Here is a 23,780-nt window from a genome sequence, read left to right as displayed (position 1 = left end):
CAACCGATAATGCCGGCGCGCGGTTCACGCGCATAACAGCCGAGCACGCAGGGAGACGTCCAATGCTGACGCGACGCGATATGATGCTGGCTTCCATCGCAGCCGGAGTGACCATGACCAGCAGCAACGCTTTTTCCAAGCCATCGCAACCATCCACCCCGGTGAACTTCGACGTGCCTGCCGGTGCGTGCGACTGCCACACCCACATCCATGGCGATCCCGACAAGTTCCCGTTCTTCGCCGGCCGCGTCTATACGCCGGAGCCGGCCTCGCCGGAGGAGATGAGCGCGCTGCACAAGGCGCTGCATGTCGAGCGCGTGGTGATCGTGACGCCGAGCGTCTACGGCCCCGATAATTCGTCGTCGCTGTTCGGCATGACGGCCCGCGGGCCGACGGCGCGCGGCGTCGCGGTGATCGACGACAAGACCAGCGAGGGCGATCTCGACGCCATGCACAAGGCCGGCTTCCGCGGCATCCGCCTCAACCTCGCGACCGGCGGCGTCAATGATCCCAATGTCGGCCGGCAGCGCTTCACGGCAGCGATCGAGCGGATGAAGGCGCGCGGCTGGCACGTGCAGCTGTTCACCAGCCTCGCCATGATCTCCGCGATCAAGGATCTGGTCGCGACAGCGCCGGTGCCGGTCGTGTTCGACCATTTCGGCGGCGCCGAGGCCGCGCTCGGCACCGGCCAGCCGGGATTTGCCGACCTGCTCGCGCTCGTCAAGTCGGGCAAGGCCTACGTCAAGATTTCCGGCGCCTACCGCGCCTCCAAGCTCGCGCCCGACTATGCCGACGCCACGCCGCTGGCGCAGGCACTGATCGCGGCCAATGCCGAGCGCGTCGTCTGGGGCACCGACTGGCCGCACCCGGATTCGGTGACGCCGCAAGGCAAGAATGTCACCGACGTGACGCCGCTGTACCAGATCGACGACGGCCGCCTCCTCAACCAGCTGCCGGTCTGGGCGCCGGACGCCGCAGTCCGCAAGACCATCCTGGTCGACAATCCGGCACGGCTCTACGGCTTCACCTGACGTTGTCCTTCGGCCGGCGTGAGAAATAGGAGATCAGGACCGGCAGCGTGATCAGGATAACGAGCGGCGCCAGCATCATGCCGGTGACGACGACGATGGCGAGCGGCTTCTGCACCTGGGAGCCGATCCCCTCCGACACCGCCGCCGGCAGCAGGCCGACGCCGGCCACGACGCAGGTCATCAGCACCGGACGCAGCTGCAACTCGCCGGTGCGGATCACCGCGCGCATCCGGTCATAGCCTTCGTCGATCAGCTGGTTGAACTGCGACAGGATGATGATGCCGTCCATCACGGCGATGCCGAACAGCGCGATGAAGCCTATCGCCGCCGACACGCTGAACGGAATCCCCGAGATCAGCAGCCCGAGCACGCCGCCGAAGATCGCCATCGGGATCACGCTCATCGCCAGCAGAGTGTCGACCATCGAGCCGAAGTTGAAGAACAGCAGCACTGCGATCAGCGCCAGGCTGATCGGCACCACGATCGACAGCCGCTTGATCGCATCCTGCAGATTGCCGAACTCGCCGACCCACTCGACACGCGAACCCGGCGGCAGCTGCACCTGCTCCTCGATCTTCTGCTGCGCCTCCCGGATCGCGCTGCCGAGGTCGCGCTCGCGCACCGAGAACTTGATCGGCAGATAGCGCTCCTGCTGCTCGCGGTAGATATAGGCCGCGCCGGAGATCAGCTTGATCGAGGCAACTTCGCTGAGCGGGATCTGGGTGATGCCGCCATTGGCGTTCGCCACCCCGATCCGCAGGTTCTGGATCGCCTCCGCGCTCTTGCGATATTCCGGCGCAAGCCGGACGATGATCGGGAAGTGCCGGTCGCTGCCGGGCTCATAGAGGTCGCCGGCGCTGTCGCCGCCGACCGCGACCCTGATCGTGGCGTTGATGTCGCCCGGCGACAGGCCATAGCGCGCGGCACGCGCCCGATCGACGTCGATCTGGATCGTCGGCTGCCCGAGCGAGGTGAACACCGCAAGGTCGGTGACTCCCTGAACGGTCGACAGCACCGACTTGATCTTGTTGGCGGTGTCGGTCAGCGCCTGCAGATCGTTGCCGTAGAGCTTGATCGAGTTCTCGCCCTTCACGCCGGACACCGCTTCCGAGACGTTGTCCTGCAGATATTGCGAGAAGTTGAATTCGACGCCCGGGAACTTCTCCTGCAGTTGCGTCAGCAATTGCGCGGTGAGCACGTCCTTGTCGTGGGTATCGGGCCATTCGCCGGCGGGCTTCAGCGGCGCGAAGAATTCGGCGTTGAACAGCCCGGCCGCGTCGGTGCCGTCGTCGGGTCGGCCGTGCTGCGACACCACCGAGACCACCTCCGGGCGGCTGCGGATCAGTTTCCGCATCTCGTTGACGTAGGCGTTGCCTTCCTGCAGCGAGATCGTCGGCGGCAGCGTGGCGCGGATCCACAGATTGCCCTCTTCCAGCTTGGGCAGGAATTCGAGGCCGAGGAAGCGCGCGAAGATGATGGTCATGACCACGAGGCCGGCGGCGCCGGCCATCACGATCTTGCGGTTGGCGATCGCCCAGTTCAGGACCGGCACGTAGATCGCATCGAGCTTCTTGACGATCCAGGTCTCGGTCTCGTGGATATGCGCCGGCAGGATGATCGCGCTCAGCGCCGGCGTCACCGTGAAGGTCGCAAGCAGGCCGCCGGCCAGCGCGTAGGCATAGGTGCGCGCCATCGGACCGAAGATGTTGCCTTCGACGCCGCTCAGCGTGAACAGCGGCAGGAACGCGGCGATGATGATCGCGGCTGCAAAGAAGATTGAGCGCGACACGTCGGCGGCCGCCGACAGGATCGCGTGGCTCTTCATCCCCATCATCGTGTCGTCGGAGATATGCGCCTGCTCGGCGTCCGACAGCGCCGTTGTCTGCGACAACCGGCGGAAGATCGCCTCCACCATGATCACGGTGGCGTCGACGATCAGGCCGAAATCGATCGCGCCGACCGACAGCAGATTGGCGGACTCGCCGCGCAGCACCAGGATGATCACGGCAAAGAACAGCGCGAACGGGATCGTCGCGCCGACGATCAGCGCGCTGCGCAGATCGCCGAGGAAGATCCACTGTAGCAGCACGATCAGGAGGATGCCGACCACCATGTTGTGCAGCACCGTGTGGGTGGTGAGCTCGATCAGGTCCTTGCGGTCGTAGATGCGCTCGATCTTCACGCCCGGCGGCAGGATCGAGGAATGGTTGATCTCGTGGACGAGTTGCTCGACGCGGGTGATGGTCGGCGAGCTCTGCTCGCCACGCCGCATCAGCACGATGCCCTGCACGATGTCGTCGTCATTGTCGAGGCCGGCGATACCGAGCCGCGGCTTCTCGCCGATCGTGACATGGGCGATGTCGCGGACCAGCACCGGGTTGCCGCCGGACTGCGAGACCATGGTGTTCGCGAGGTCGTCGATCGAGCGGATCAGCCCGACGCCGCGCACCACGGCCGATTGCGAGCCGATGTTCACGGTGTTGCCGCCGACATTGATGTTGGCGTTGGAAACCGCCTGCAAGACCTGCGGCAGCGTCAGGCCGTTGGCGACCAGCTTGTTGAAGTCGACCTGGATCTCGTAGGTCTTGGTCTTGCCGCCCCAGCCGGTGACGTCGATCACGCCGGGCACCGCGCGGAAGCGGCGCTGCAGCACCCAGTCCTGCAGCGTCTTGAGGTCGAGCACGCTGTAGTTCGGCGGCCCCTTCAGCCGGTAGCGGAAGATTTCGCCGATCGGGCTGAGCGGCGAGATGCCCGGCAGCACGTTGCCCGGCAGCGGCGCGAGCTGCGAGAGGCGGTTGAGCACTTGCTGCAGCGCTTCGTCATAGGTGTAGTCGAAGGAGAACTGCAGCTTGACGTCGGAGAGACCGTACAGCGAGATGGTCCGGATGGTCTTGAGGTTCTTGATGCCGGCGACCTGGGTTTCGATCGGGATCGTGATGTAGCGCTCGATCTCCTCGGCCGAGAGACCCGGGCTCTGCGTCACGATGTCGACCATCGGCGGGGTCGGATCGGGATAGGCCTCGATGTTGAGCTGCTTGAACGCAAGCAGGCCGCCGATGAAGACGGCGACGAACATGGCCACCATCAAATAGCGGCGATTGGCGGCAAGGGCGACGAGGCGATCCATTCAGATCGGCGCTTTCAACTGGAAGGGACTTTTCTTGTTGAGCATGATCTATTCGGAAAACCGGTTCCCACTTTTCCGGATCATGCTCTTACGTGCCTGACGCGGCGCGGTCGATGAAGAGGCTTCCCTTCGTCACGATCTGCTCGCCCGGCTTGAGATTGCCGGCCACCTCGACGAGGTCGCCATTGATGAGCCCGGGCTTGATCTGGCGCAGCTCGATCGTCTTGTCGTCGGCTCTCGCGACCCAGACCCGCACCTGGTCGCCCTCGTAGATCAGCGCCTGCTTCGGCACGCCGACCGCCGGATGGTCGCCCTTCGAATAAAGCGTCACATTGGCAAACATCTCGGGCTTCAGCCGATTGTCGGCGTTGTCGATGGTGGCGCGGACCAGAAGCCGGCGCGAGGTCGCGTCGATCGCGGCGGCGACATAGTTGACGCGAGCGGTCAGCACCTTGCCCGGCAGCGCCATCACGCTGAAGGAGAGGTCCTGCCCGACCGCAACGCTGTCGGCGTCGGATTCGCGGACAAAGGCGATCAGCCAGACCGTCGAGAGATCGCCGATCACGTAGACCGGGTCGCTGGCGCCGGTCGAGACATACTGGCCGGGGCCGGCCTTGCGCTGGACCACGGTGCCGCCGATCGGCGCGAACACCGTCGTCTCCGGATTGAGGCGGCCCTTCTGCTGCAGCGTCACGATCGCATCGTCGCCGAAGCCGAGGATGTGCAGCTTGTTCTGCGCCGCTTCCAACAGCGTCTGCGCCGAGCGCGCATCGTTCTGCGCCTGCACCAGCGCCGTCTGCGCCTGCTGATAGTCCTTCAGCGGGATCGCCTTGCCCTCGGACAGGTCCTTGGCGCGCTTCTCCTGGATCTGCGCGAGGTCGAGCGCCGACTGTGCCTTGTTGAGGCCGGTCATCGCCGCGACGTAATCGTTCTGCGCCTGCACAGTGTCGGCCGCCTCGATCACGAACAGCGGCTGCCCCTTCACCACAGAATCGCCCGGCCGCACCAGCAGGCGGGTGACGCGCCCGGTGTAGGGCGAGTAGACCGGGGTGGAGCGGTCCTCATCGATCCCGATCTTGCCCTCCGTCACCAGTTCGGAGCGGAAGGTGTGCTCAGTCACGTTCTGGAAGGTCAGGCTGGCCCACTCGGCCGGCGACGGCGCATAACGCGTCCCCCCCTTGCGGGACTGGCTGGAGACTTCTGACGATGTCTGCTTGTCCGAGCCGAAACGCGTATAGCCATAGGCGCCCGCGCAGGCAGCCGCCAGCACCGCCGCGGCCACGAGCAGGCGCGGACGGCTAAAGCTCTGCATTCTCTTGGTAAACTCTTTCAGCATGCGGTCCGCGGGGTCGATCGTTGCAGCTTCCGGCGGGACAGCCCCAGCGGTGCGCTAATAGTGCCGAATTGGCGTTTCAAACAACCTAAAAATCGCACTTCGGCAGTGCCTGTCGTTAAAGTTTGGATACCCTGAATGGCTGCTGAATGTCTCATCCGGGAAACTCCGGGGCAGGAAACTCCGGAGGATGGCTGCCGAGCGGCATGGCCGGACGGGACCAACGGGCCGGGGTCCTCGACAGGACGGCCGCGTGCCGGACCGAGCTCAGCGTGCCAAAGCCTGATGGCAGCTGCTCGATGAAGGGCTGCACCGCATCCGCGGTCAGATCCGCGGTCGCAAGGCCCGCTTCGAGGCGGCCGAGATTCCACAGCCAGCGCCCGGTCTGCGCCAGCGACACCCGAACGTGCCAGCTGCCGCCCTCGCGCGCCTGGCGTGCCCTGGCCATCATGGCGCCGAAGGCCATGAAGTATCCGGTGGCGTGATCGAGCATCTGGGCCGGCAATTCCTTCGGGCCGTCGATGCCGGCCGCCTGTCCCTCGGCATGATTGAAGCCGGTCGTGGTCTGCACCAGCGAATCGAAGCCGCGGCGCTCCGCCCATGGGCCAGCATGGCCATAAGCCGAGAGTGTCACATAGACGATCCCGGGGTTGATGCGCGCGGCGTCCTCCGGCGAGAAGCCGAGGCGCGCGATCGCCTGCGGACGATAGCCCTGGGAGAGAATATCGGCCTGCGCCACCAGACCGCGCATCACCCGCCGTCCCTCCTCGCTCTTCAGCTCGACGAAGCTCGCGAGCTTGCCGCGGCCGGTGTCGATGGTGAGCCAGGGGATATCAGGCAGATCGGGGCCCGAAATCAGCAGCACGTCGGCGCCATGCGCGGCGAGCGTGCGGCCGGCAACGGGACCTGCGATCACGCGCGACAGATCGAGCACACGGATGCCGGCCAGCGGGCGGTCGCCGGCAGGCCACGGCTTTGGCGCGGCCTCGCCGATCTTCTCGATCGAGATCAGCGGCAGTTTTGCAAGCTCCTTGGCATGCGGCGTCGCCGACCATTCGTCGTGCGAGCGCATCAGGGCGACGACGCCGCCGGCGGCATAGGCCGCGGTCTCGAACGCCTCGCCATCCCACTGCATCAGCGCCGCCTGGACGTCGTCACGCTCGGCGTTGCAGCCCAGCACCTTGCAGACGGCGTCGCGGTGATGCGGGAAATTGGTGTGGAGGCGGACGAAGCGCCCGTCTTTGACACGGTAGACGCCGGCGATCTTGTCCCAGGCCGGCGGCGGCGGCTTGTCGTCGACGCGCAGATAACGCTCGCTGCGGCATTCGACGACGGCGTGGCGCATGTCGACCGCGACCTCCTGCCGCTCGCCGCAGCGCGCCTTCCAGATCTCGGCCGCGCCAAGCCCGGCTGCGGCGATCGGAGCCTGCGCCGCGGCTGCGACCCGGAACGACGACGGCAGCTGCGGCTCGCTGCCGGTCAGCCGGACCGCGTCGAGCGCGGACGGCGCGCCGCCGGCGCCGGTCCACATATCGGCGAGGATTTCACGGATGCCCTGCATGCGCATTCCTCTTTGCGATTATTCTATGCCTGCGCATGATGACAATAAGGCGGTGCCCGAACCCGACCGTCATACTTAGCTCTGCAGGAGTTGCAATGGCTGCCATCGATCCCCTCACCGCCGGCGCGGTCTTCATCGCGACCGCGGCCACCGACGCGGTCTATGTCATGTTCACCTCGGCGGTCGTGGCGCGCAAGCGCGTGCCGGCGGCGACCTGGAGCAGCATCTGGTATCTGCTCTCCTCCTATGCGGTGATCAGTTACACCGAAAACTGGGTGTATGTCGCCTTCGCCGCACTTGGCTCGTGGGTCGGCGCCTATGCATCGATCACCTTCCTGCACCGTCCGCCGGGCGGACCGCCGGTCGGTGCGGCGGTGGAGTAGCTGCGGCTGCAAGACCGCATTCAACCGTCGTCCCTGCCTAGTGCGCAATTGCGCACGGGAGCAAGGATCCATAACCACAGGTGATCATCGTTATACGACGCTGTGGCCCCAGCGTCTCGAGACAATCAACATTTGTGGTTATGGGACGACACCGAATTTGAGCCACTTGTAAGCCCCACGTCAGCATTCTCGTGTAAGGCACACTTCAGCACTCTCGCGACATGATCTGTCCGAGCGTTGCGTTTTGTCGTGCCCTCTTGCGATCAGAGGGCGCAGGGAAAGCCGGGTGCCGATTGCACCCATGGGTCCCGTGCAACAAAAAGCACGGGAGGTAGGACCACAGGTGTAACCGGAGCAATCCGGCTTTCCCTGCGCGATGGCTTTACGGCTTATTTCGTGCTCTCCCCGGCGAGACTGGGCTTGTTTGTCACCGCCTTCGCAAAACGCTGTCACGCCTTGCTTGGGGACACCTGCCACTAGGGCGTCAGGACCACACGACTTCGCCGTCCGCCTCATGCGCACTCGTCAGTTGCGCATTCCGCGTCCACCGCATCTCGACCCACGTTCGTGACGACCGCGAAGCGCCCCTCATCGGGTGAGACGGACGCATTGAACATCTGAGTTGGGTCAGGCGTCAAGTTAAATTCTGAAAAGCCGAACAAAATAATTGACGGCCTTGTAGGATGGATGGAGCGAAGCGATACCCATTTGCGCCGCGGATACGGGGTGATGGGTTTCGCTTCGCTCTACCCATCTTTCATTCCCGCTCAATTCATGCGCCGGAGGACTTCGGCCGGACCGAAGCCCGGCAGAAGCATCACGTCGTTGCCCCTACTCCAGCGCGGCCTGGCCGGCGAGCGAGATCACGTTGTCCTGCGAGCCCGAACCGCCGCTGACGCCGATGGCGCCGACGACCTTGCCGCCGACGATAAGAAGATTCCCGCCGCGCGAGGCGACCACATCGTCGAGCGTCGCGAGATAGGAAAAGTATGCTCCCTTGCCCATCAGGTTTTCGAACGCCAGCGTGGGCCGGCGATAGCGCGTCGTGGTGCGCGCCTTATGCTGCGAAACACCGATCGAGGCATATTGGCAGTTGTCCTGCTTCTCGAAATAGACCAGCTCGCCGGCCGGATTGACGATCGCGATGCAGAACGCATTCCAGTGTCGCTTCTGGGTCTCGGCGACCGCCGCGGCGGCGACCTTCTTGGCGGTCTCCAGATTGATCGGCTCGCCATAGGGCGGCGGCGCGAGCGCATCGGCGACGACGTCGTTCGGATTGTCGGGATTGGGCGCCACCTGGGCAAACGCGCCGGTGGCGGTAGCGAACGCGACGCAGGCCGCGCCGATGAGCGCAGTGAAATAACGCATGGAGTGCTCCCGAATGGTTGTTATTCAGATCCCGGATCGATCGTCCGGGCGGCGGGACGATAGCAATTGAGTTGTGGCGTACAAGGCGGGATTGGATTGGGTGCACCGCGATATTCGCCTGGCTACAATGAAAATCGCGTGACGCGAGGGAATATCGAGGTCGCGCAGTGCTGCGATGGACGCTACAGTCCGCGCGCATCAGCAAAGGACATGCGAATGGATCTGGGTTTGAAGGGACGAAACGCCGTCGTGCTCGGCGGCACGCGCGGCATCGGGCGGGCGATCGCGGCGACGCTGGCCGGCGAAGGCGCAGGCGTGGCGGTGTGCGCCCGCAATGCCGAGCAGGTTGCGGCCAGCGTGGCCGAGCTGAAGGCTGCCGGCGTGCGCGCCACCGGCAGCGCCGTCGACATCACCGACGGCGCGGCGCTGAAATCGTGGATTGCGGATGCCGCGGCCGAACTGGGCAGCATCGACATGCTGTTCTCCAACGCCGGCGCCATGGCGCAAGGCGGCGATCCGGAATCGTGGGAGCAGAATTTCCGGCTCGACGTGCTCGGCGCGGTGAACGCCTTCGAGGCAGCGCGTCCGTTCCTCGAAGCAAGCGGCGAAAAGACCGGCGATGCGGCCTTCGTCCTCATCTCGTCGATCTCGGCAGCGCAAGCCGATCGCGCCGGCTCCTACGGCCCGATCAAGGCGGCGCTGGTGCACATGGCAAAGGGACTGGCGCGGCAATACGCGGCGAAGAAAGTCCGCGTCAACGTGGTGTCGCCGGGCACCGTGTATTTCAAGGGCGGCGTCTGGAACATGGTCGAGCAGAACGCGCCCAAGATGTACCAGGACGCACTGGCGCGCAATCCGACCGGCCGCATGGCGACGCCGCAGGAGATCGCGAGCGCAGCGGTGTTCCTGGCGAGCCCGATCTCCTCGTTCACAACAGGTTCGAACCTCGTCGTCGACGGCGCGATCTCGAACCGGGTGAATTTTTAGAGGAACACGACATTCATGGTCGCCCCGTCATCCTGAGGTGCGCGCACTTGCGCGCCTCGAAGGATGCACGGCCCCGCTGGCAGCCGCACGGAGAAAGCCGGGCCGTTCGCCCTTCGAGACGGCCGCTCCGCGGCCTCCTCAGGGTGACGGTGAGAGAGCGTCGCCGTAGCACGACCCTCAATGAAAATCCCGTGACGGCGGCAGGATGCGGACGTTGCGGGGGTGGCGGATCTTTTGCGGTGAGTTGTCGCCGTGGTCGCGTCGGTCGTCGTTCAGCGGCTCGATCAGCGCGGGGCCTGCCGGCACCGGATGCTTGCGACTGAGGGATTCGTTGGCGAGGCCGATCAGATCGTGGGAGCGGTCGGTCATGCGCTGCGCCACCAGATGCGTGACGCCCTCGGGGCTGCTCTGGATATAGCCCTCGACCAAGATCAAGCGCGCGCCCATCACCTCCTTGCGGTACTGCTCCATCACCTTCGGCCACACCACGATGTTGGCGATGCCGGTCTCGTCCTCCAGCGTCATGAACACGACGCCCTTGGCGCTGCCCGGCCGCTGCCGCACCAGCACGACGCCGGCGCAGCTGACGCGGCGTCGGTCGTTGCTTTGGTTGATGGTGTGGCAGGCGACCACGCGCTCCCTGGTGAACATCTCGCGCAAAAATTCCATCGGATGGCCCTTCAGCGACAGGCGGATGGTCTGATAGTCGGCGACCACCTGCTCGGGACGCGGCATCTCCGGCAGCGGCTTTGCGCCCTCATCCGGCTGCTCGCGCGCCGTGGCGGCCTCGAACAGCGGCAGCGGCACGTCATCCGGCAGCCGCCGCACCGCCCACAGCGCCTCGCGGCGGTCGAGCCCGAGCGAACGGAACGCATCGGCGTCGGCGAGCAGGATCAGCGCGCGCTTGGGCAGAGCCGTGTCGCGGGCGAAGTCTTCCAGCGACGTGAAGGGTTTTCGGTTACGCGCGGCGACGATGCGGTCGGCCCAGTCTTTCTCTTGCTTCGCCTCTCCCGCTTGCGGGGGAGGCCGGATCGCATCGACAGATGCGATCCGGGTGGGGGCTCTCTCCTCACAAAGAGTGTCGCTTGCGGAGACACCCCCACCCCAGCCCTCCCCCGCAAGCGGGAGAGGGAGCACAGGCGCGCCCCGGAATGACAGTTGTAGCTGCTTCAACCTCTCCTCATCCTCATCGAGCCAATGAAACCCGTCGATCTGGCGGAAGCCGAGCCGCACCGCGCAATAGTCCCCGTCGCGCTCCTCCAGCGTGTTCTGCGCAAAGCTGAAGGAGACGTCGACCTCGCGCACCGTGACGCCGTTGTTGCGGGCGTCGCCGACGATCTGCGCCGGGGCGTAGAAGCCCATCGGCTGCGAGTTGAGCAGGCCGCAGCAGAACGCATCGGGATGATGGTGTTTTAGCCATGAGGAGATGTAGACCAGTTGCGCAAAGCTCGCGGCATGGCTTTCCGGGAAGCCGTAGGAGCCAAAACCCTTGATCTGGTCGAAGCAGCTGCGGGCGAAGTCCGGATCGTAGCCGCGCGCCACCATGTTGCCGACCAGCTTCTCCTCATAGCTGCCGATGGTGCCGAGGTTGCGGAAGGTCGCCATCGAGCGGCGCAGGCCGTTGGCTTCCTCCGAGGTGAACTTTGCCGCCTCGATCGCGATCCGCATCGCCTGCTCCTGGAACAGCGGCACGCCGAGCGTCTTGTGCAGCACATTGTAAAGTTCGTTCTTGTCGCCCTGGTCCGGCGCCGGCGATGGATAGGTCACCTGCTCCTGCTTGTTTCTCCGCCGCAAATAAGGATGCACCATGTCGCCCTGGATCGGACCGGGGCGCACGATCGCGACCTCGATGACGAGGTCGTAGAAGGTGCGCGGCCTCAAGCGCGGCAGCATGTTCATCTGGGCCCGGCTCTCGACCTGGAACACGCCGAGCGACTCGCCGCGGCACAGCATGTCGTAAACTTCTTCCTCGTCCTGCGGGACCGAGGCGAGCTCCCAGCGCTCGCCCTTGTGGTCATCGATCAGGTCGAAACATTTGCGGATGCAGGTCAGCATGCCCAGCGCCAGCACGTCGACCTTCATCATGTGAAGCGCGTCGACGTCGTCCTTGTCCCATTCGATGAAGGTGCGGTCGTCCATCGCGGCGTTGCCGATCGGCACATAGGTGTCGAGCCGGTCCTGGGTCAGCACGTAGCCGCCGACATGCTGCGAGAGATGGCGCGGAAACTCGATCAGCTCGGTGGCGAACTCGACCGCGAGGTTGATCATCGCATTTTTCGGGTCGAGCCCGGCCTGGCGCACCTGCATGTCGTTGAGGCCCTTGCCCCAGCTGCCCCACACGGTGTCGGCGAGCGCCGCGGTGACGTCCTCGGTCAGCCCGAGCGCCTTGCCGACATCGCGGATCGCGCTGCGCGGACGATAATGGATGATGGTGGCGATGATGGCGGCGCGGTGCCGGCCGTAGCGGCGATAGACATACTGCATCACCTCCTCGCGCCGCGAATGCTCGAAATCGACGTCGATGTCGGGCGGTTCCAGCCGCTCCTTGGAGATGAAGCGCTCGAACAGCAGATCGACCTTGGTCGGATCGACCGAGGTGACGCCAAGCACGTAGCAGACCGCCGAATTCGCCGCCGAGCCCCGCCCCTGGCACAGGATGTTCTGGCTGCGCGCATAGTGCACGATGTCATGCACGGTGAGGAAGTAATGCGCGTATTTCAGCTCGGCGATCAGCGCGAGCTCCTTGTTCAGGGTGGTGCGAAGTTTTTCGTCGATCTCGCCGCCGAAATATTTGTCGACGCCGGCCCAGGTCAGGTCCTCCAGATGCTGCTGCGCGGTCTTGCCCGGCGGCACCGGCTCGTCGGGATACTGGTATTTGAGCTGGTCGAGCGCGAAGGAGATGCGCGCAGCGAAGCGCATGGTTTCCGCGATCGCATCAGGGAGATCGCGGAACAGCCTGATCATTTCATGCGCCGGCTTGAGATGCCGCTCGGCATTGGCCTCGAGCCTGCGGCCAACAGCCTCGATCGTGGTCTTTTCGCGGATGCAGGTCAGCACGTCCTGCAGCGGGCGGCGCGCGGGATGGTGATAGAGCACCTCGTTGGTGGCGAGCAGCGGCACGCCGGCATCAGTGGCGAGACCATGCAGCCGCGCGAGGCGGCGCCTGTCGTCGCCACGATAGAGCAGGCTTGCGGCGAGCCAGACACCATCGGCCGCACTTGCCTTGAGTTGCGCGAGCAGATCGAGCGCGTCGGCCACCTCGAAACGATGCGGCAGCGCCAGCACCAGCAGCTGGCCTTCGACGAAGTCGAGCAGATCGGACAGAATGAGCCGGCAGTCGCCCTTCTCGATGCGCTCGATGCCGCCGCCGCGCTTGCCGCGGGTCAGCAGCTGGCACAGCCGGCCATAGGCGGCGCGGTCGCGCGGATAGACCAGGATGTCGGGCGTGCCGTCGATGAAGACGATGCGGGCGCCGATCAAAAGTTTTGGCGGATGAGCGACCTTCTCGCTGTCGAGCTCCTTCCAGGCGCGCACCACGCCGGCCAGCGTGTTGTGATCGGCGAGCCCGATCACGGGGATCCCGAGTTCGCTCGCCTGATGCACATAGGCGCGCGGATCGGAACCGCCGCGCAGGAAGGAGAAATTGCTGGTGATGCCGATCTCGGCATAATCAGGCGTTGGCGTATTCATGCGAACAGCCCATGCACATACCAGTTAGCGGGGACCGGCTTGCCCTGCTCGTCGCGCAGCTCGCTCTCATAGAGACCGTCGCGGAAGATCCAGAAGCGCTGGCCCTCGGCGTCCTCGACGCGGAAGTAATCGCGGGTCAGCGATGCGCCGTCCTGCTTCCACCATTCCATCGCGATGCGCTCGGGGCCCTCGACCCGCACCACGTCGTGCTGCGCGCGCCGCCAGGTGAATTGATGCGGCGGACCGTCGGGCACGCTCGCGAACGGCACCTTGATCGGCTCGGGCCGATCGAACAGCCGCAAGGGACGCAGCGGCGGCTCGCCGGCGACGCGTTCCGGCCAGGCGGCGGCGCTGGCAGCAGTCAGATGATGCTGCGCCGGTAGCGCGAGCGCCGATCGTTCGGGGATGTGGCTCTCCAGCGGCAGATGCACGACGACGCGTTTGCCGCCGATGCGGGCGGCGATGCGGTCGATCAGCGCCGAGAGCTCGTCATTGTCGTGCACTGACGTGTCGAGATCGCGCTGTTGCTGCACCACGATCTCGGTACGCCCGGCGGCAAGGCGAATGAGGTCGAAACCGAAGCCGGGATCAAGGGGATCATTGAGCGCATCGAGCCGCTCGCGGAACAGGCGGTCGATCATCTCGGGCCGCGTCACCGGACGGCCGGTCTCGACCATGATCGCGCGCACCGCGCCGTCGGTGCGGAAGAAGCTCGCCTCCAGCTGCCGGGCGCCCTTGCCCTGCTTGTCCATCGCCGTCACCAGCATCTTGGCGAGGCTTTGTAACGTCAGCGCGATCACGGTGTCGGTGGAGACCGGTTCGGGGAAACGCTTCTCGACGATGTAATCGGGCAGCGGCTTGCGCGGGCTGATCGGGGCATCGCCCTGACCGAGCGCGTGGCTGAGCAGGGTGGTGAAGGCGGCGCCGAACCGTGCCGAGATTTCATGCGGGGCGCGTGAGGCGACGTCGCCGATGGTCTTCAAGCCCGCGCGGCGCAGGCCGGTGGTCACGGCAGGATCGGCGCCGAGCGCCGACACCGGCAGCGGGCCGACCGCCTCTGCTTCCGCGCCGCTGGCGACGATCTGCCCGGAAGTGTAACGCGTCAGCGTGCGGGCCGCGATCGAGGTGCCTGATATCGCAGCGCTGACCGCAAAGCCGCGCCGGCTCAGCGCATTGGTCACGATCTGCAGCAACGCGCGCTCGCCGCCGAACAGATGTGCGCAGCCGGTGATGTCGAGGAACAGCCCGTAAGGCGGATCAAGCGCGACCAGCGGCGTGAAGCGGTCGCACCAGTCGGCGATGTCGTTCAGCGTCTTCAGATCGGCGGCCGGATCGGCGTCGTAGACCGTGAGCTCCGGACAGATCGCCCGCGCATTGGCGAGCGGCAGCCCGATCGACAGCCCGGCGCGCACCGCCGCCTCGTCGATCGCGTGCAGCAGGATCGCGTTGTGGTCCTTTGCGACGACGACGCTGGGGGCCTCAGTCGATTGCTGCGGAAAGCGAGATTCTTTCTTCGCCTCTCCCGCTTGCGGGGGAGGCCGGATCGCATCGTTAGATGCGATCCGGGTGGGGGCTCTCTCCCCACGAAGAGCGTCGTTCGTGGCGAGACCCCCACCCCAACCCTCCCCCGCAAGCGGGAGAGGGAGCCCTACCACCTGCCGAATGTCCCGCGCATCAGCTTGCGAGACGATGTCCTGCGCGAGCTTGCGCTTGATGCGGTCGATGGGCAGACGTGGCAGCCACAGGCTGAGGATACGCCGACGGTTCACTGAATTGGCACTCATCACATTTCCATTCCATGATCCATCGCCCGACCGGGCCATGACGATTGCGCACGAGTTCGGCGTCGAAGCGCGGCGCGCCCCAGGCGCTTGCGGCATTGCCGGGCGGCGAATGCGCCGCGCGCACGATCCAGCGCGTCTCCGCGGTCGAGGGGATCGCCGTTGCCGCGATCCGCAGCACCAGCGCGGTGACGCCGGAGGCTTGCGCGGCCAGGGTCAATTTGCGGCTGGCGACGAGGTCGAGCTGGCGCGCATGGCCCCAGACCTCGAGCACGACGGCGCCGAGCGCATCGCAGGCGAGCGCGTCGGCCGCGGTGCGGAGGCCATTGTCGATATCGGCGGCGCGCACCGTGACCAGCAGGCGCGGATCGAGGCCGAGCTCGGCGAGCCCGCGCATCGACAGCGCGCCGTTTTCGCGATCGGAAAAATCCTGCCGCACCCAGACCAGCGGCTTGCGCGCAGACAGCCGTCCGGCAAGCCCCGCGATGAAGCCGGTCGCCGCCCCGCCTTGATGGCCGGCCGCGAACACCTCGTGCAGCGTTGCCGCCGCAAGCCCGCCGCGCAGCATCGCGTCCGCGCTGGCGTGTCCAAGCGCGATGCGGTTCGGCATCGCCGCCTCCGATGGCGCCTCGATGCGCGCGATGCTGCCGCGCAGAGACGCAAGCGTACCCGTGCGTGCGCCGTTCATATGCGCCGCTCCTTCCCAACCAAAATTTGAGGCCGTCACTGATCCGAACCAGGGACTGGCTCATTTGTTCATGATATGTTCTAATATAAAGCTAACAGGGCCGGCAGAGTCAATCGGATTGGTGAGCTCCGTGATTCATGAGCGGAATCAATGGGATTCAGGAGCGGCCGAACTGCACGCCGCCGGTTCGCCCGCGGCGTCCGGCGCGCCGGCCCGGAAAATGGCGGCGTGACGGAAACGGAGCAATCGCATGCGTATCATCGTGCTCGACAACGTCACCGATTTCGAAGGCTGGCGCAAGGCCGCGCGGCGATTGGTGCTGAATGACGTGAAGCCGTCGGACGTCACGTGGACGGTGCGCAGCGACGACGAACTGGTGTCGGCATCCTGCGTGAATGAATTGCCTGATACGCCGCAGGCGCAGTTCAACGTCACAGCCAAATTTATCGAGCTGGCAAGGACCGCGATCCTGCATCGCAATGACGAGCGCTTCGCCCTGCTCTATCGCCTGCTGTGGCGGCTGCGCAGCCATCATGATCTGCTCAGCGCGACTGATGATCCCGATGTCGCCGAGGTCCACGCGATGGCGCGCGCGGTCTATCGCGATATCGACAGGATGCACACGCATCTGCGCTTCCGCGAGATCGGCCGCGAGCAGAAGGCGCATTACGTCGCCTGGTTCGAGCCGGAGCATCGCATCGTCGAGCATGCCGCACCGTTCTTCGCCGGCCGCTTCGCCGACATGCCGTGGTCGATCCTGACCCCCGACGCCTGCGCACATTGGGACGGGCACGCGATCTCGATCACGCCGGGCGTCGCCAAATCCGAGGTTCCGAGCGAGGACCGGCTCGAGGAGGTCTGGCGGCGGCATGACAACGGCCGCTTCAATCCGGCGCGGCTGAAAGTGATGGAGATGCCGCAGGCCTATTGGAGGAACCTGCCCGAGGACTCGATCATTAAACCTCTGATCGAAGACGCCATGCGCATGACCAGCGGCCCCTTCATCGCACGCAAGGCCGCCGAGCCGCAGCAGCGGCAGGATATGCCGATGCCCCGCAAGCAAGCTCGCGACACGCATACCCAGGACAAGCAAACCCAAGACAAGCAAACTCAAGACAAGCAAACTCGTGACGCGATCGCAGCCTTGCGCGACGAGGCCGCCGCTTGCCGCGCCTGCCCGCTGTGGAAGGACGCGACGCAAACCGTGTTCGGCGAAGGGCCGCAAGGCGCGACGCTGATGCTGGTCGGGGAGCAGCCCGGCGACAAGGAAGATCTCGCCGGCCATCCCTTCGTCGGTCCCGCCGGGCAGATGCTCGATCGCGCGCTTGAGGAAGCCGGCATCGCGCGCGCCAAGGTCTACATCACCAATGCGGTGAAACACTTCAAGTTCGTGCCGCGCGGCAAGATCCGGCTGCACCAGAAGCCGGGCACACCGGAGATCCGCGCCTGCCGGCAGTGGTATGAGCGCGAGCTCGCCGCCATCAAGCCGGAGCTCGTGGTGGCGCTCGGCGCCACGGCCGCGCAGAGCGTGCTCGGCAAGATCACACCTATCCACAGGAACCGCGGCCAGCTGATCGAGCATGACGGAACCAGGGTGCTGGTCACCGTACACCCGTCCTATCTGTTGCGGCTGCCCGACGAGAAAGCCAAGGCGCTGGAATATCAACGCTTTATCGACGATCTGAAAATCGCCGCAAATCAGCTGCGCAATTCAGCCCACGCGGCTTGAGTTCCGGGGGAACTGCAGGATCACACTTCAACGTGAAATTGTTCAAAACGCTGATAAATCCCTACAACCTTGAATTGATCCGTGATACCCTCACGTGTCTACGGGCATCGGGCGTCATGTTCACGCCATGACGTACCCTGAGGCGGGCGCGCTGCGCGGTTTGCTAGCCCCGATCGTGCGGCGCGCCACCTCATCCTCACTCCCGAAACAGCCGTCCTGGACCGACGATGCGCACGAATGATCGTGCGATATCCACCGCGCGCGCCAGTCCCGTCGTGTCCGTATTCGCGGGACTGTTCAAACGATTTCAAGGAGAAGCAGCAAGATTCAGCGCATGACGCATGGCGCGGATTCAAGCACCTGCTTGCGCTGCGCAAAACAACGTTGAGCTTGTCATCTAACCTTCAACTCCATCAGTCAAAAATGCCCCTCCAACTACGAGGGGCGTCAGAATGACCGACATTACACTCAATTCATCGCTGGCCGATGGAGCGCCGATACAGCCGGCGTCGCGGCCCAATCTCGACAAGGGTTTTAACCCGCTCACGATGATCATCTTCTTCGGCATCCTTGCCGCGGGACTTTTGTACGTTGCCTACAGCATCTATTCGGACGTCGACGCCACCGGCACCAGGGTCACCTCCTACCTGCCCTACTTGCTGCTGCTGGTCGCGTTGTTGATCGCGCTCGGCTTCGAGTTCGTGAATGGCTTCCACGACACCGCCAACGCGGTGGCCACCGTGATCTACACCCACTCGCTGCCGGCGGAAGCTGCGGTGATGTGGTCCGGCCTGTTCAACTTCCTCGGCGTCTTGACCTCGACCGGCGCGGTGGCGTTCGGCATCGTCTCGCTGCTGCCGGTGGAATTGATCCTGCAGGTTGGCTCCAGCGCCGGCTTTGCCATGGTGTTCGCGCTGTTGATCGCCGCGATCCTGTGGAATCTCGGCACCTGGTATTTCGGCCTGCCCGCCTCCTCCTCGCACACGCTGATCGGCTCGATCATCGGCGTCGGCGTCGCCAACGCGCTGTTGCGCGGCCGTGACGGCACCTCGGGCGTGGATTGGGGCAAGGCCACCGAGATCGGCTACGCGCTTCTGCTGTCGCCGCTGGTCGGCTTTATCTGCGCCGCCGGGCTGCTGCTGCTGCTGAAGGTGATCGTCCGGAACCCGGCGCTCTACGCCGCGCCGGAAGGCAACAAGGCGCCCCCGCTCTGGATCCGCGGCCTGCTGATCCTGACCTGTACCGGCGTCAGCTTCGCCCACGGCTCGAACGACGGCCAGAAGGGCATGGGCCTGATCATGCTGATCCTGATCGGTACCGTGCCGACCGCCTACGCTCTGAACCGCGCGCTGCCGGAGAGCCAGGTGGCCCAGTTCCAGAAGACCTCGGAGGCCGCCTCCAAGGTGGTCGCGGCCAAGGGCGCCGGCCACAGCATCATCGGCGATCCCCGCCCGGCGGTGACCCAATACGTCTCGTCGCACCACATCAGCGAAGGCACCTATCCCTCGCTGTCGGTGCTGGTGAAGGACGTCGGCGACCAGGTGCAGAAGTACGGTTCGCTGAACAAGGTGCCGGCGGAAGTCGTCGGCAACACCCGTAACGACATGTACCTGACCTCGGAGGCGATCCGCTTCCTGATGAAGGACAAGGAAAACGACCTCAGCAAGGAAGAGGTCGCGACCCTGAACGCCTACAAGGCCTCGCTCGACAGCGCCACCAAATTCATCCCAACCTGGGTGAAGGTTGCGGTCGCGATCGCGCTCGGCCTCGGCACCATGATCGGCTGGAAGCGCATCGTCGTCACGGTCGGTGAGAAGATCGGCAAGACCCATCTCACCTACGCACAGGGTGCATCGGCCGAACTCGTTGCCGCCGCCACCATCGGCGCCGCCGACATGTTCGGCCTGCCGGTCTCGACCACACACGTGCTGTCGTCAGGCGTCGCCGGCGCGATGGCGGCCAACGGCTCCGGCCTCCAGGTCGCCACCATCAGAAACATGGTGATGGCCTGGGTGCTGACGCTCCCCGCCGCGATCCTGCTGTCGGGCTGCCTCTACGTGATCTTCTCGCGGGTGTTCTGACCCGCGAGAGCCGCGGCGGCTCTCGCAAGACACGCAAGAAACACGCAAGGCCCGCGCCGCCAGCGCGGGCCTTGCTGCGTGATGGAGGACGTTTCGCGACGGCCGTCTTCAAAGACTGCGGCTCAGGCAGCATAAGCCCGGGCTTCCTCGGCGAGCAGGCCGCGCGCCCATTTGTGCAGGCCGGATTTGGCCGTCCTTGCGCTCCAGTACATGTCGATCGAGACCGGCACGCGGAACGGCAGCGCACCGACATGCAGGCCGCCGCGCATCGCCCGCGCCAGATGATGCGGGATGGTCCGACCAGCCTTGTGCCGGCGATGATGCGCTCCAGACTGTCGTGGTTCGGAAGGCTGACCACCGGCTCGATCTCGATCTGCTTCGCCCTCAGCGCCTCGAGATAAAGCGGCTGCCACTCGCCGCTGTGGGTGATGAAGACATGCTCGGCCTTCGCATAGGCCGACAGCGCGACCCGGCCGCGCGCCAGCGGATGGGCCGGATCCATCACGCAGACATAGTGATCGGTGAGGATGTGGCGTCTAAAGAAGTTGTCGCCGACGATGCCGACCGGACCGAGCACGATGTCGCATTGGTTCTGCTTGAGATGGACGTCGCCGTGGCCGGCGGCGTCGAGCAGGACAAGACGAACCTGCGGCGCGCCGGCCCGCAGCCGCGCAGTGAATTGCGGGATCAGGGTCTGGCGTTCGTGATAGTTGCAGGAGATCGTCACGCTGCCCCGCGCCGTCGCCGGATCGAATTCCGCCGGTGCGGCGAGCCCGTCGATCTCGCCGATCATGTCTCGCGCCCAGCCGACCAGTGCCGCGCAGCGCTCCGTGGCGGTCACGCCGTTGCCGTTGCGGACGAACAGCGGGTCACGGAGCGCGCCGCGCAGCCGCTCGATCGCATAGCTGATCGTGGACTGGTTGACGTCGAGCCGCTTGGCTGCCGCCGAGAACGATTGCAGGTCGTACACCAGCACCAGCGTCCGCAAGGTCCCGATGTCGATCGGATCGATCGAGGAATTGACCGCCACGCTGCACCTCCCCCATTGCTGGCGGCCCAGCCTATCACAAGGTCATGCGAGATTTCGATGTAGCAGATCGGCCCCATCGAATTGAGCGATTGCGCACCCGGCGCTAGATTTGGCGAAAAGACGCTCCCGGGAGGATTAATGACCAGCACCGTGCCTGTCGTCACCGACATCGCGTATCAGGACCTGCTCGACGACCCCTACCCGGTCTTCCGCCGCCTGCGCGAGATGGCGCCGGCGGTTTTCGTCGAACCCGCCAAGCTGACGCTGGTGACGCGCTTCGACGACATCACGCGGATCGAGCGCGATCCCGCGACCTACTCGGCCGACAATCCAACCTCGCTGGTCAACAGAGTGATGGGGCCGACCTTCATGCGCAAGGACGGCGCCGAGCACGCGATCGGCCGCAAGGCGATCGAGCCCTCGTTCCGCCCCACCACGATCAAGGAGCATTGGGCGCCCAAATTCACCGCGATCGCGCAAGAGCTGATCGATGATCTGTCCGCGACTGGCGAAGCCGATCTGTTCGCCGCGCTGGCGGCGCCGGTGGACTGATGGCGATGATCGGTTTTCGCGAGATGCCGTGGCAGATCCTGGCCGAGTGGTCACAGGCGCTGATCGACGGCGCGGGCAATTATGCCGCCGATGCCGAGATCGAGCGCAAGGCGATGCAGGCGAGCGCCGATGTCGATACCGCGATCGACGTGGTGCTCGAACTTCACCGCAGCAATCCAAATCCCTCGATCCTGTCCTCGATGGTCAATGCCGATCCGCAGATGCCGATCGAAGCCATCCGCGCCAACATCAAGGTGATCATCGGCGGCGGACTGAACGAGCCGCGCGACGCGATCCTGACCCTCGTGCTCGGCCTGCTGGAAAATCCCGTGCAGAAGGACAGCGTGCTGGCGAAGCCGGAGCTATGGCCGTCAGCGCTCGAGGAGGCGGTGCGCTGGATCTCGCCGATCGGCATGTATCCGCGCCGCGTCACCTGCAGCGTCGATCTCTCCGGCGCCGCGCTGCCCGAGGGCCTTCAGATCGGCCTCTGCGTCGGCGCCGCGAACCGCGACGGCAGCCGCTTCGCCAATCCCGATCGTTTCGACGTGATGCGGCCAAAGCAATCGCATCTGGCGTTCGGCGCCGGACCGCATTTCTGCGCCGGCACCTGGGTGTCGCGGCTCACCGTCGGCAAGATCGTGGCGCCGATGCTGTTCGAACGCCTGCGCAATCTGCGCCTCCGCGAGGAGGCTCCGCCGGTTGTCCGCGGCTGGGTGTTCCGCGGTCCGGTGTCGTTGCCAGTGCGGTGGGATTCGTGACGAACGCGTCTGCGTCAGCGTAGCGCTGCGAACGCGCTCTTGCGGTCGCCTCAACTCCCGATGCTGCCGACCAGACGAGGGCGGCGGTGGTTTGCGAGCCCCTTCTCGGCCGCCAGGGCGCGCAGCCACTGGCGGAAGCTTATGACCTCGGGACAATCCGCGGTACCTTCGGGCGCAATCAGCCAATCACCCAAACCGGATCCCTCATTGACCCGGTCGGAGCGATAGCCCGGATGGTGGCCAAGACCGCGGGCTATCAGCAGGTCGACCTTGCCCTCGACCAACTCATGCAAGCCGGCGGGCTGCAGCACCCGCAAACCGATGTCCGCATGCGCGCTGCGAAACTCCGCCAGTTCGAGGGGACGCAGGTCGAAGCTGCCATGGACCCCCAACTGCAGCAGCACTGCACCTGCCGGTTTCATTTGCGAGGTCGCTTCCGCAATGCGACGGAAACCATCGGATATCCCGGGCAGGTAGGCCTGGCCGGCCGCCGTCAGGATGAGCTGCTTATGCAGCCGCTCGAACAAACGCACACCAAGGCGCGCCTCCAGCGCTTTCACCTGCTGCCCCACGGCGGCGGGCGTCACGTGCAGCTCGTGCGCGGCCAGCTTGAAGCTGAGATGCCGCGCGGCGGCTTCGAATGCGCGGAGCGCGTTGAGTGGTGGAAGGGCGTAGGTCATCGCACTGCAGTTTGACACCGATGGGCCGTGACCTTGCAATAGATTTTCTTGTGCTGGACCGAAGGAAACATGGTTTGCGCCGGCTTGGTGGCCGCAGCTACGGTTGGGTCGCAGCATTTGCGGAGATCCCATGCCTCACCGCCTCGATCATCTGGTTATCTGTGTCCACGATTTGGCGCAGGCCGCGCTGGACTGGCAGACGCTCGGCTTCAGCCTGACGCCAACTGGTGTCCATCCCTTCGGAACCAGCAACCGCCTGGCGATGTTCGGGAACAATTTTCTGGAATTGCTGGCCGTTACCAATGTCGCAGCGATACCGCCGGCCGAGAGCGGCCACTTCAACTTTGCCGCACATCAGCAGGATTTTCTCAGGAACGCTGAAGGGATGTCGATGCTGGCCTTGCACAGCACCGACGCACACGCCGACGCAGCACGCTTCCGCGCGATGCGCATCGGCGCTTATGCACCATTCGATTTCGGCCGTGACGCGGTGCTGCCGGGCGGCGGCACTGCCCGTGTCGCATTCTCACTGGCCTTTGCCACCGATGCCGCGATGCCCGGGATCGCCTTCTTTACCTGCCAGCAACGCCATCCGCCAGAACTGTTCTGGAAGGCGGAATACCAGCACCATCCCAACGGCGCTTTGCGCGTGATCGAGGTCGTCATGTCGGCGCCGGAGCCTGAGCAACATCGCGCGTTCCTCGAAAGCCTGACGGAGAGTGCGGCCGAGCACGCGCCCGGACAACTGACGGTCGGCGAGAGGGGCAATCGGATCACCGTGCTCGGTCCCTCTGAGATCGCGCGCCGGCTACCTGACGTCGTCGCCGATGGCTCGCCGCGCTTTTGCGCGGCGCGCGTGGCGGTCACCGATCTGGATGCGACCAGGCGGCTCTTGAAGAATAACGGCGTCGCGTTCCAGCTGATCGACAATGCGTTACTGATTGCACCCGCCGCGTCGCATGGCCTGGCTCTGGAATTCGTCGAACATGAGGAAATCTGAC

Annotated in this window: 17 protein-coding genes; 8 read left to right on the top strand and 9 right to left on the bottom strand. The window is 65.2% G+C overall.

From position 1 onward, the window contains the following. Positions 1–62 precede the first annotated feature (62 nt). The gene (locus V5279_RS14805) at positions 63–1,031 is read left to right on the top strand and encodes an amidohydrolase family protein (RefSeq protein WP_338698482.1); all 969 of its coding nucleotides are present in this window, start codon (positions 63–65) and stop codon (positions 1,029–1,031) included. Here V5279_RS14805 and V5279_RS14800 read toward each other — a convergent pair. The 3 genes from V5279_RS14800 to V5279_RS14790 form a co-directional block, all read right to left on the bottom strand. Then, complete coding sequence (locus V5279_RS14800) at positions 1,024–4,158, bottom strand: CusA/CzcA family heavy metal efflux RND transporter (protein WP_338698480.1); 3,135 nt, start codon at positions 4,156–4,158, stop codon at positions 1,024–1,026. The genes V5279_RS14805 and V5279_RS14800 overlap by 8 nt on opposite strands. Positions 4,159–4,246: 88 nt before the next feature. Continuing rightward, positions 4,247–5,494 carry an efflux RND transporter periplasmic adaptor subunit gene (locus tag V5279_RS14795; protein ID WP_338698478.1) on the bottom strand — a complete coding sequence of 416 codons (1,248 nt, stop codon included), beginning with the start codon at positions 5,492–5,494 and terminating at the stop codon, positions 4,247–4,249. A 151-nt stretch (positions 5,495–5,645) separates the two neighbouring features. Next, the gene (locus V5279_RS14790; protein ID WP_338698476.1) at positions 5,646–7,052 is read right to left on the bottom strand and encodes a CoA transferase; all 1,407 of its coding nucleotides are present in this window, start codon (positions 7,050–7,052) and stop codon (positions 5,646–5,648) included. A 95-nt stretch (positions 7,053–7,147) separates the two neighbouring features. Here V5279_RS14790 and V5279_RS14785 point away from each other — a divergent pair, with 95 nt between their 5' ends. Next, positions 7,148–7,435 carry a hypothetical protein gene (locus V5279_RS14785; protein ID WP_166203732.1) on the top strand — a complete coding sequence of 96 codons (288 nt, stop codon included), beginning with the start codon at positions 7,148–7,150 and terminating at the stop codon, positions 7,433–7,435. A gap of 831 nt (positions 7,436–8,266) precedes the next feature. Here V5279_RS14785 and V5279_RS14780 read toward each other — a convergent pair. Then, positions 8,267–8,803 carry a GlcG/HbpS family heme-binding protein gene (locus V5279_RS14780; protein ID WP_338698473.1) on the bottom strand — a complete coding sequence of 179 codons (537 nt, stop codon included), beginning with the start codon at positions 8,801–8,803 and terminating at the stop codon, positions 8,267–8,269. A 216-nt stretch (positions 8,804–9,019) separates the two neighbouring features. Here V5279_RS14780 and V5279_RS14775 point away from each other — a divergent pair, with 216 nt between their 5' ends. Further along, positions 9,020–9,790: an SDR family NAD(P)-dependent oxidoreductase gene (locus V5279_RS14775; RefSeq protein WP_338698471.1), complete on the top strand. Its 771-nt coding sequence runs from the start codon at positions 9,020–9,022 to the stop codon at positions 9,788–9,790. 177 nt (positions 9,791–9,967) lie between these two features. Here V5279_RS14775 and V5279_RS14770 read toward each other — a convergent pair whose 3' ends face one another. From V5279_RS14770 to V5279_RS14760, 3 genes are read right to left on the bottom strand one after another with little or no spacing between them, the layout of a single operon-like run. After that, entirely contained in the window at positions 9,968–13,480 is a 3,513-nt protein-coding gene (locus V5279_RS14770) for an error-prone DNA polymerase (protein WP_338698469.1), read from the bottom strand. After that, on the bottom strand, positions 13,477–15,264 hold the full coding sequence (locus V5279_RS14765) for a DNA polymerase Y family protein (protein ID WP_338698467.1): 1,788 nt from the start codon (positions 15,262–15,264) through the stop codon (positions 13,477–13,479). The genes V5279_RS14770 and V5279_RS14765 overlap by 4 nt, the downstream gene beginning before the upstream one ends. Beyond that, positions 15,155–15,949, bottom strand: coding sequence for a DNA repair protein (locus tag V5279_RS14760; protein WP_338698465.1), 795 nt, complete (start codon positions 15,947–15,949; stop codon positions 15,155–15,157). The genes V5279_RS14765 and V5279_RS14760 overlap by 110 nt, the downstream gene beginning before the upstream one ends. A gap of 250 nt (positions 15,950–16,199) precedes the next feature. Here V5279_RS14760 and V5279_RS14755 point away from each other — a divergent pair, with 250 nt between their 5' ends. Together V5279_RS14755 and V5279_RS14750 are read left to right on the top strand one after the other, a co-directional pair. Further along, positions 16,200–17,678 (top strand): UdgX family uracil-DNA binding protein, encoded by a 1,479-nt coding sequence (locus V5279_RS14755; protein ID WP_338698463.1) that lies wholly within the window; start codon positions 16,200–16,202, stop codon positions 17,676–17,678. A 452-nt stretch (positions 17,679–18,130) separates the two neighbouring features. Continuing rightward, positions 18,131–19,759: an inorganic phosphate transporter gene (locus tag V5279_RS14750; protein ID WP_338698461.1), complete on the top strand. Its 1,629-nt coding sequence runs from the start codon at positions 18,131–18,133 to the stop codon at positions 19,757–19,759. Here V5279_RS14750 and V5279_RS14745 read toward each other — a convergent pair. Beyond that, a complete protein-coding gene (locus tag V5279_RS14745; protein ID WP_338698459.1) occupies positions 19,668–20,789 on the bottom strand; it encodes a LysR family transcriptional regulator in 1,122 nt (373 codons plus the stop codon). The two genes, V5279_RS14750 and V5279_RS14745, sit on opposite strands and share 92 nt — an antisense overlap. Positions 20,790–20,927: 138 nt before the next feature. On the opposite strand from V5279_RS14745, the gene V5279_RS14740 reads away from it, so the two are divergent. Further along, positions 20,928–21,341: a hypothetical protein gene (locus tag V5279_RS14740; protein WP_338698457.1), complete on the top strand. Its 414-nt coding sequence runs from the start codon at positions 20,928–20,930 to the stop codon at positions 21,339–21,341. A 5-nt stretch (positions 21,342–21,346) separates the two neighbouring features. Beyond that, positions 21,347–22,099 carry a cytochrome P450 gene (locus V5279_RS14735; RefSeq protein WP_338698455.1) on the top strand — a complete coding sequence of 251 codons (753 nt, stop codon included), beginning with the start codon at positions 21,347–21,349 and terminating at the stop codon, positions 22,097–22,099. 50 nt (positions 22,100–22,149) lie between these two features. On the opposite strand, the gene V5279_RS14730 is transcribed toward V5279_RS14735, so the two are convergent. Next, on the bottom strand, positions 22,150–22,779 hold the full coding sequence (locus V5279_RS14730) for a LysR family transcriptional regulator (RefSeq protein WP_338698453.1): 630 nt from the start codon (positions 22,777–22,779) through the stop codon (positions 22,150–22,152). 130 nt (positions 22,780–22,909) lie between these two features. On the opposite strand from V5279_RS14730, the gene V5279_RS14725 reads away from it, so the two are divergent. Next, positions 22,910–23,779, top strand: a complete 870-nt coding sequence (locus V5279_RS14725) for a VOC family protein (RefSeq protein ID WP_338698451.1) — start codon at positions 22,910–22,912, stop codon at positions 23,777–23,779. Position 23,780 lies beyond the last annotated feature (1 nt).

Source organism: Bradyrhizobium sp. 26S5 (assembly GCF_036923295.1).
GTDB classification, from domain to species: domain Bacteria; phylum Pseudomonadota; class Alphaproteobacteria; order Rhizobiales; family Xanthobacteraceae; genus Bradyrhizobium; species Bradyrhizobium septentrionale.
Note: the sequence above shows the minus strand (reverse complement) of the source record. Positions and strands in the feature narration are given on the sequence as shown.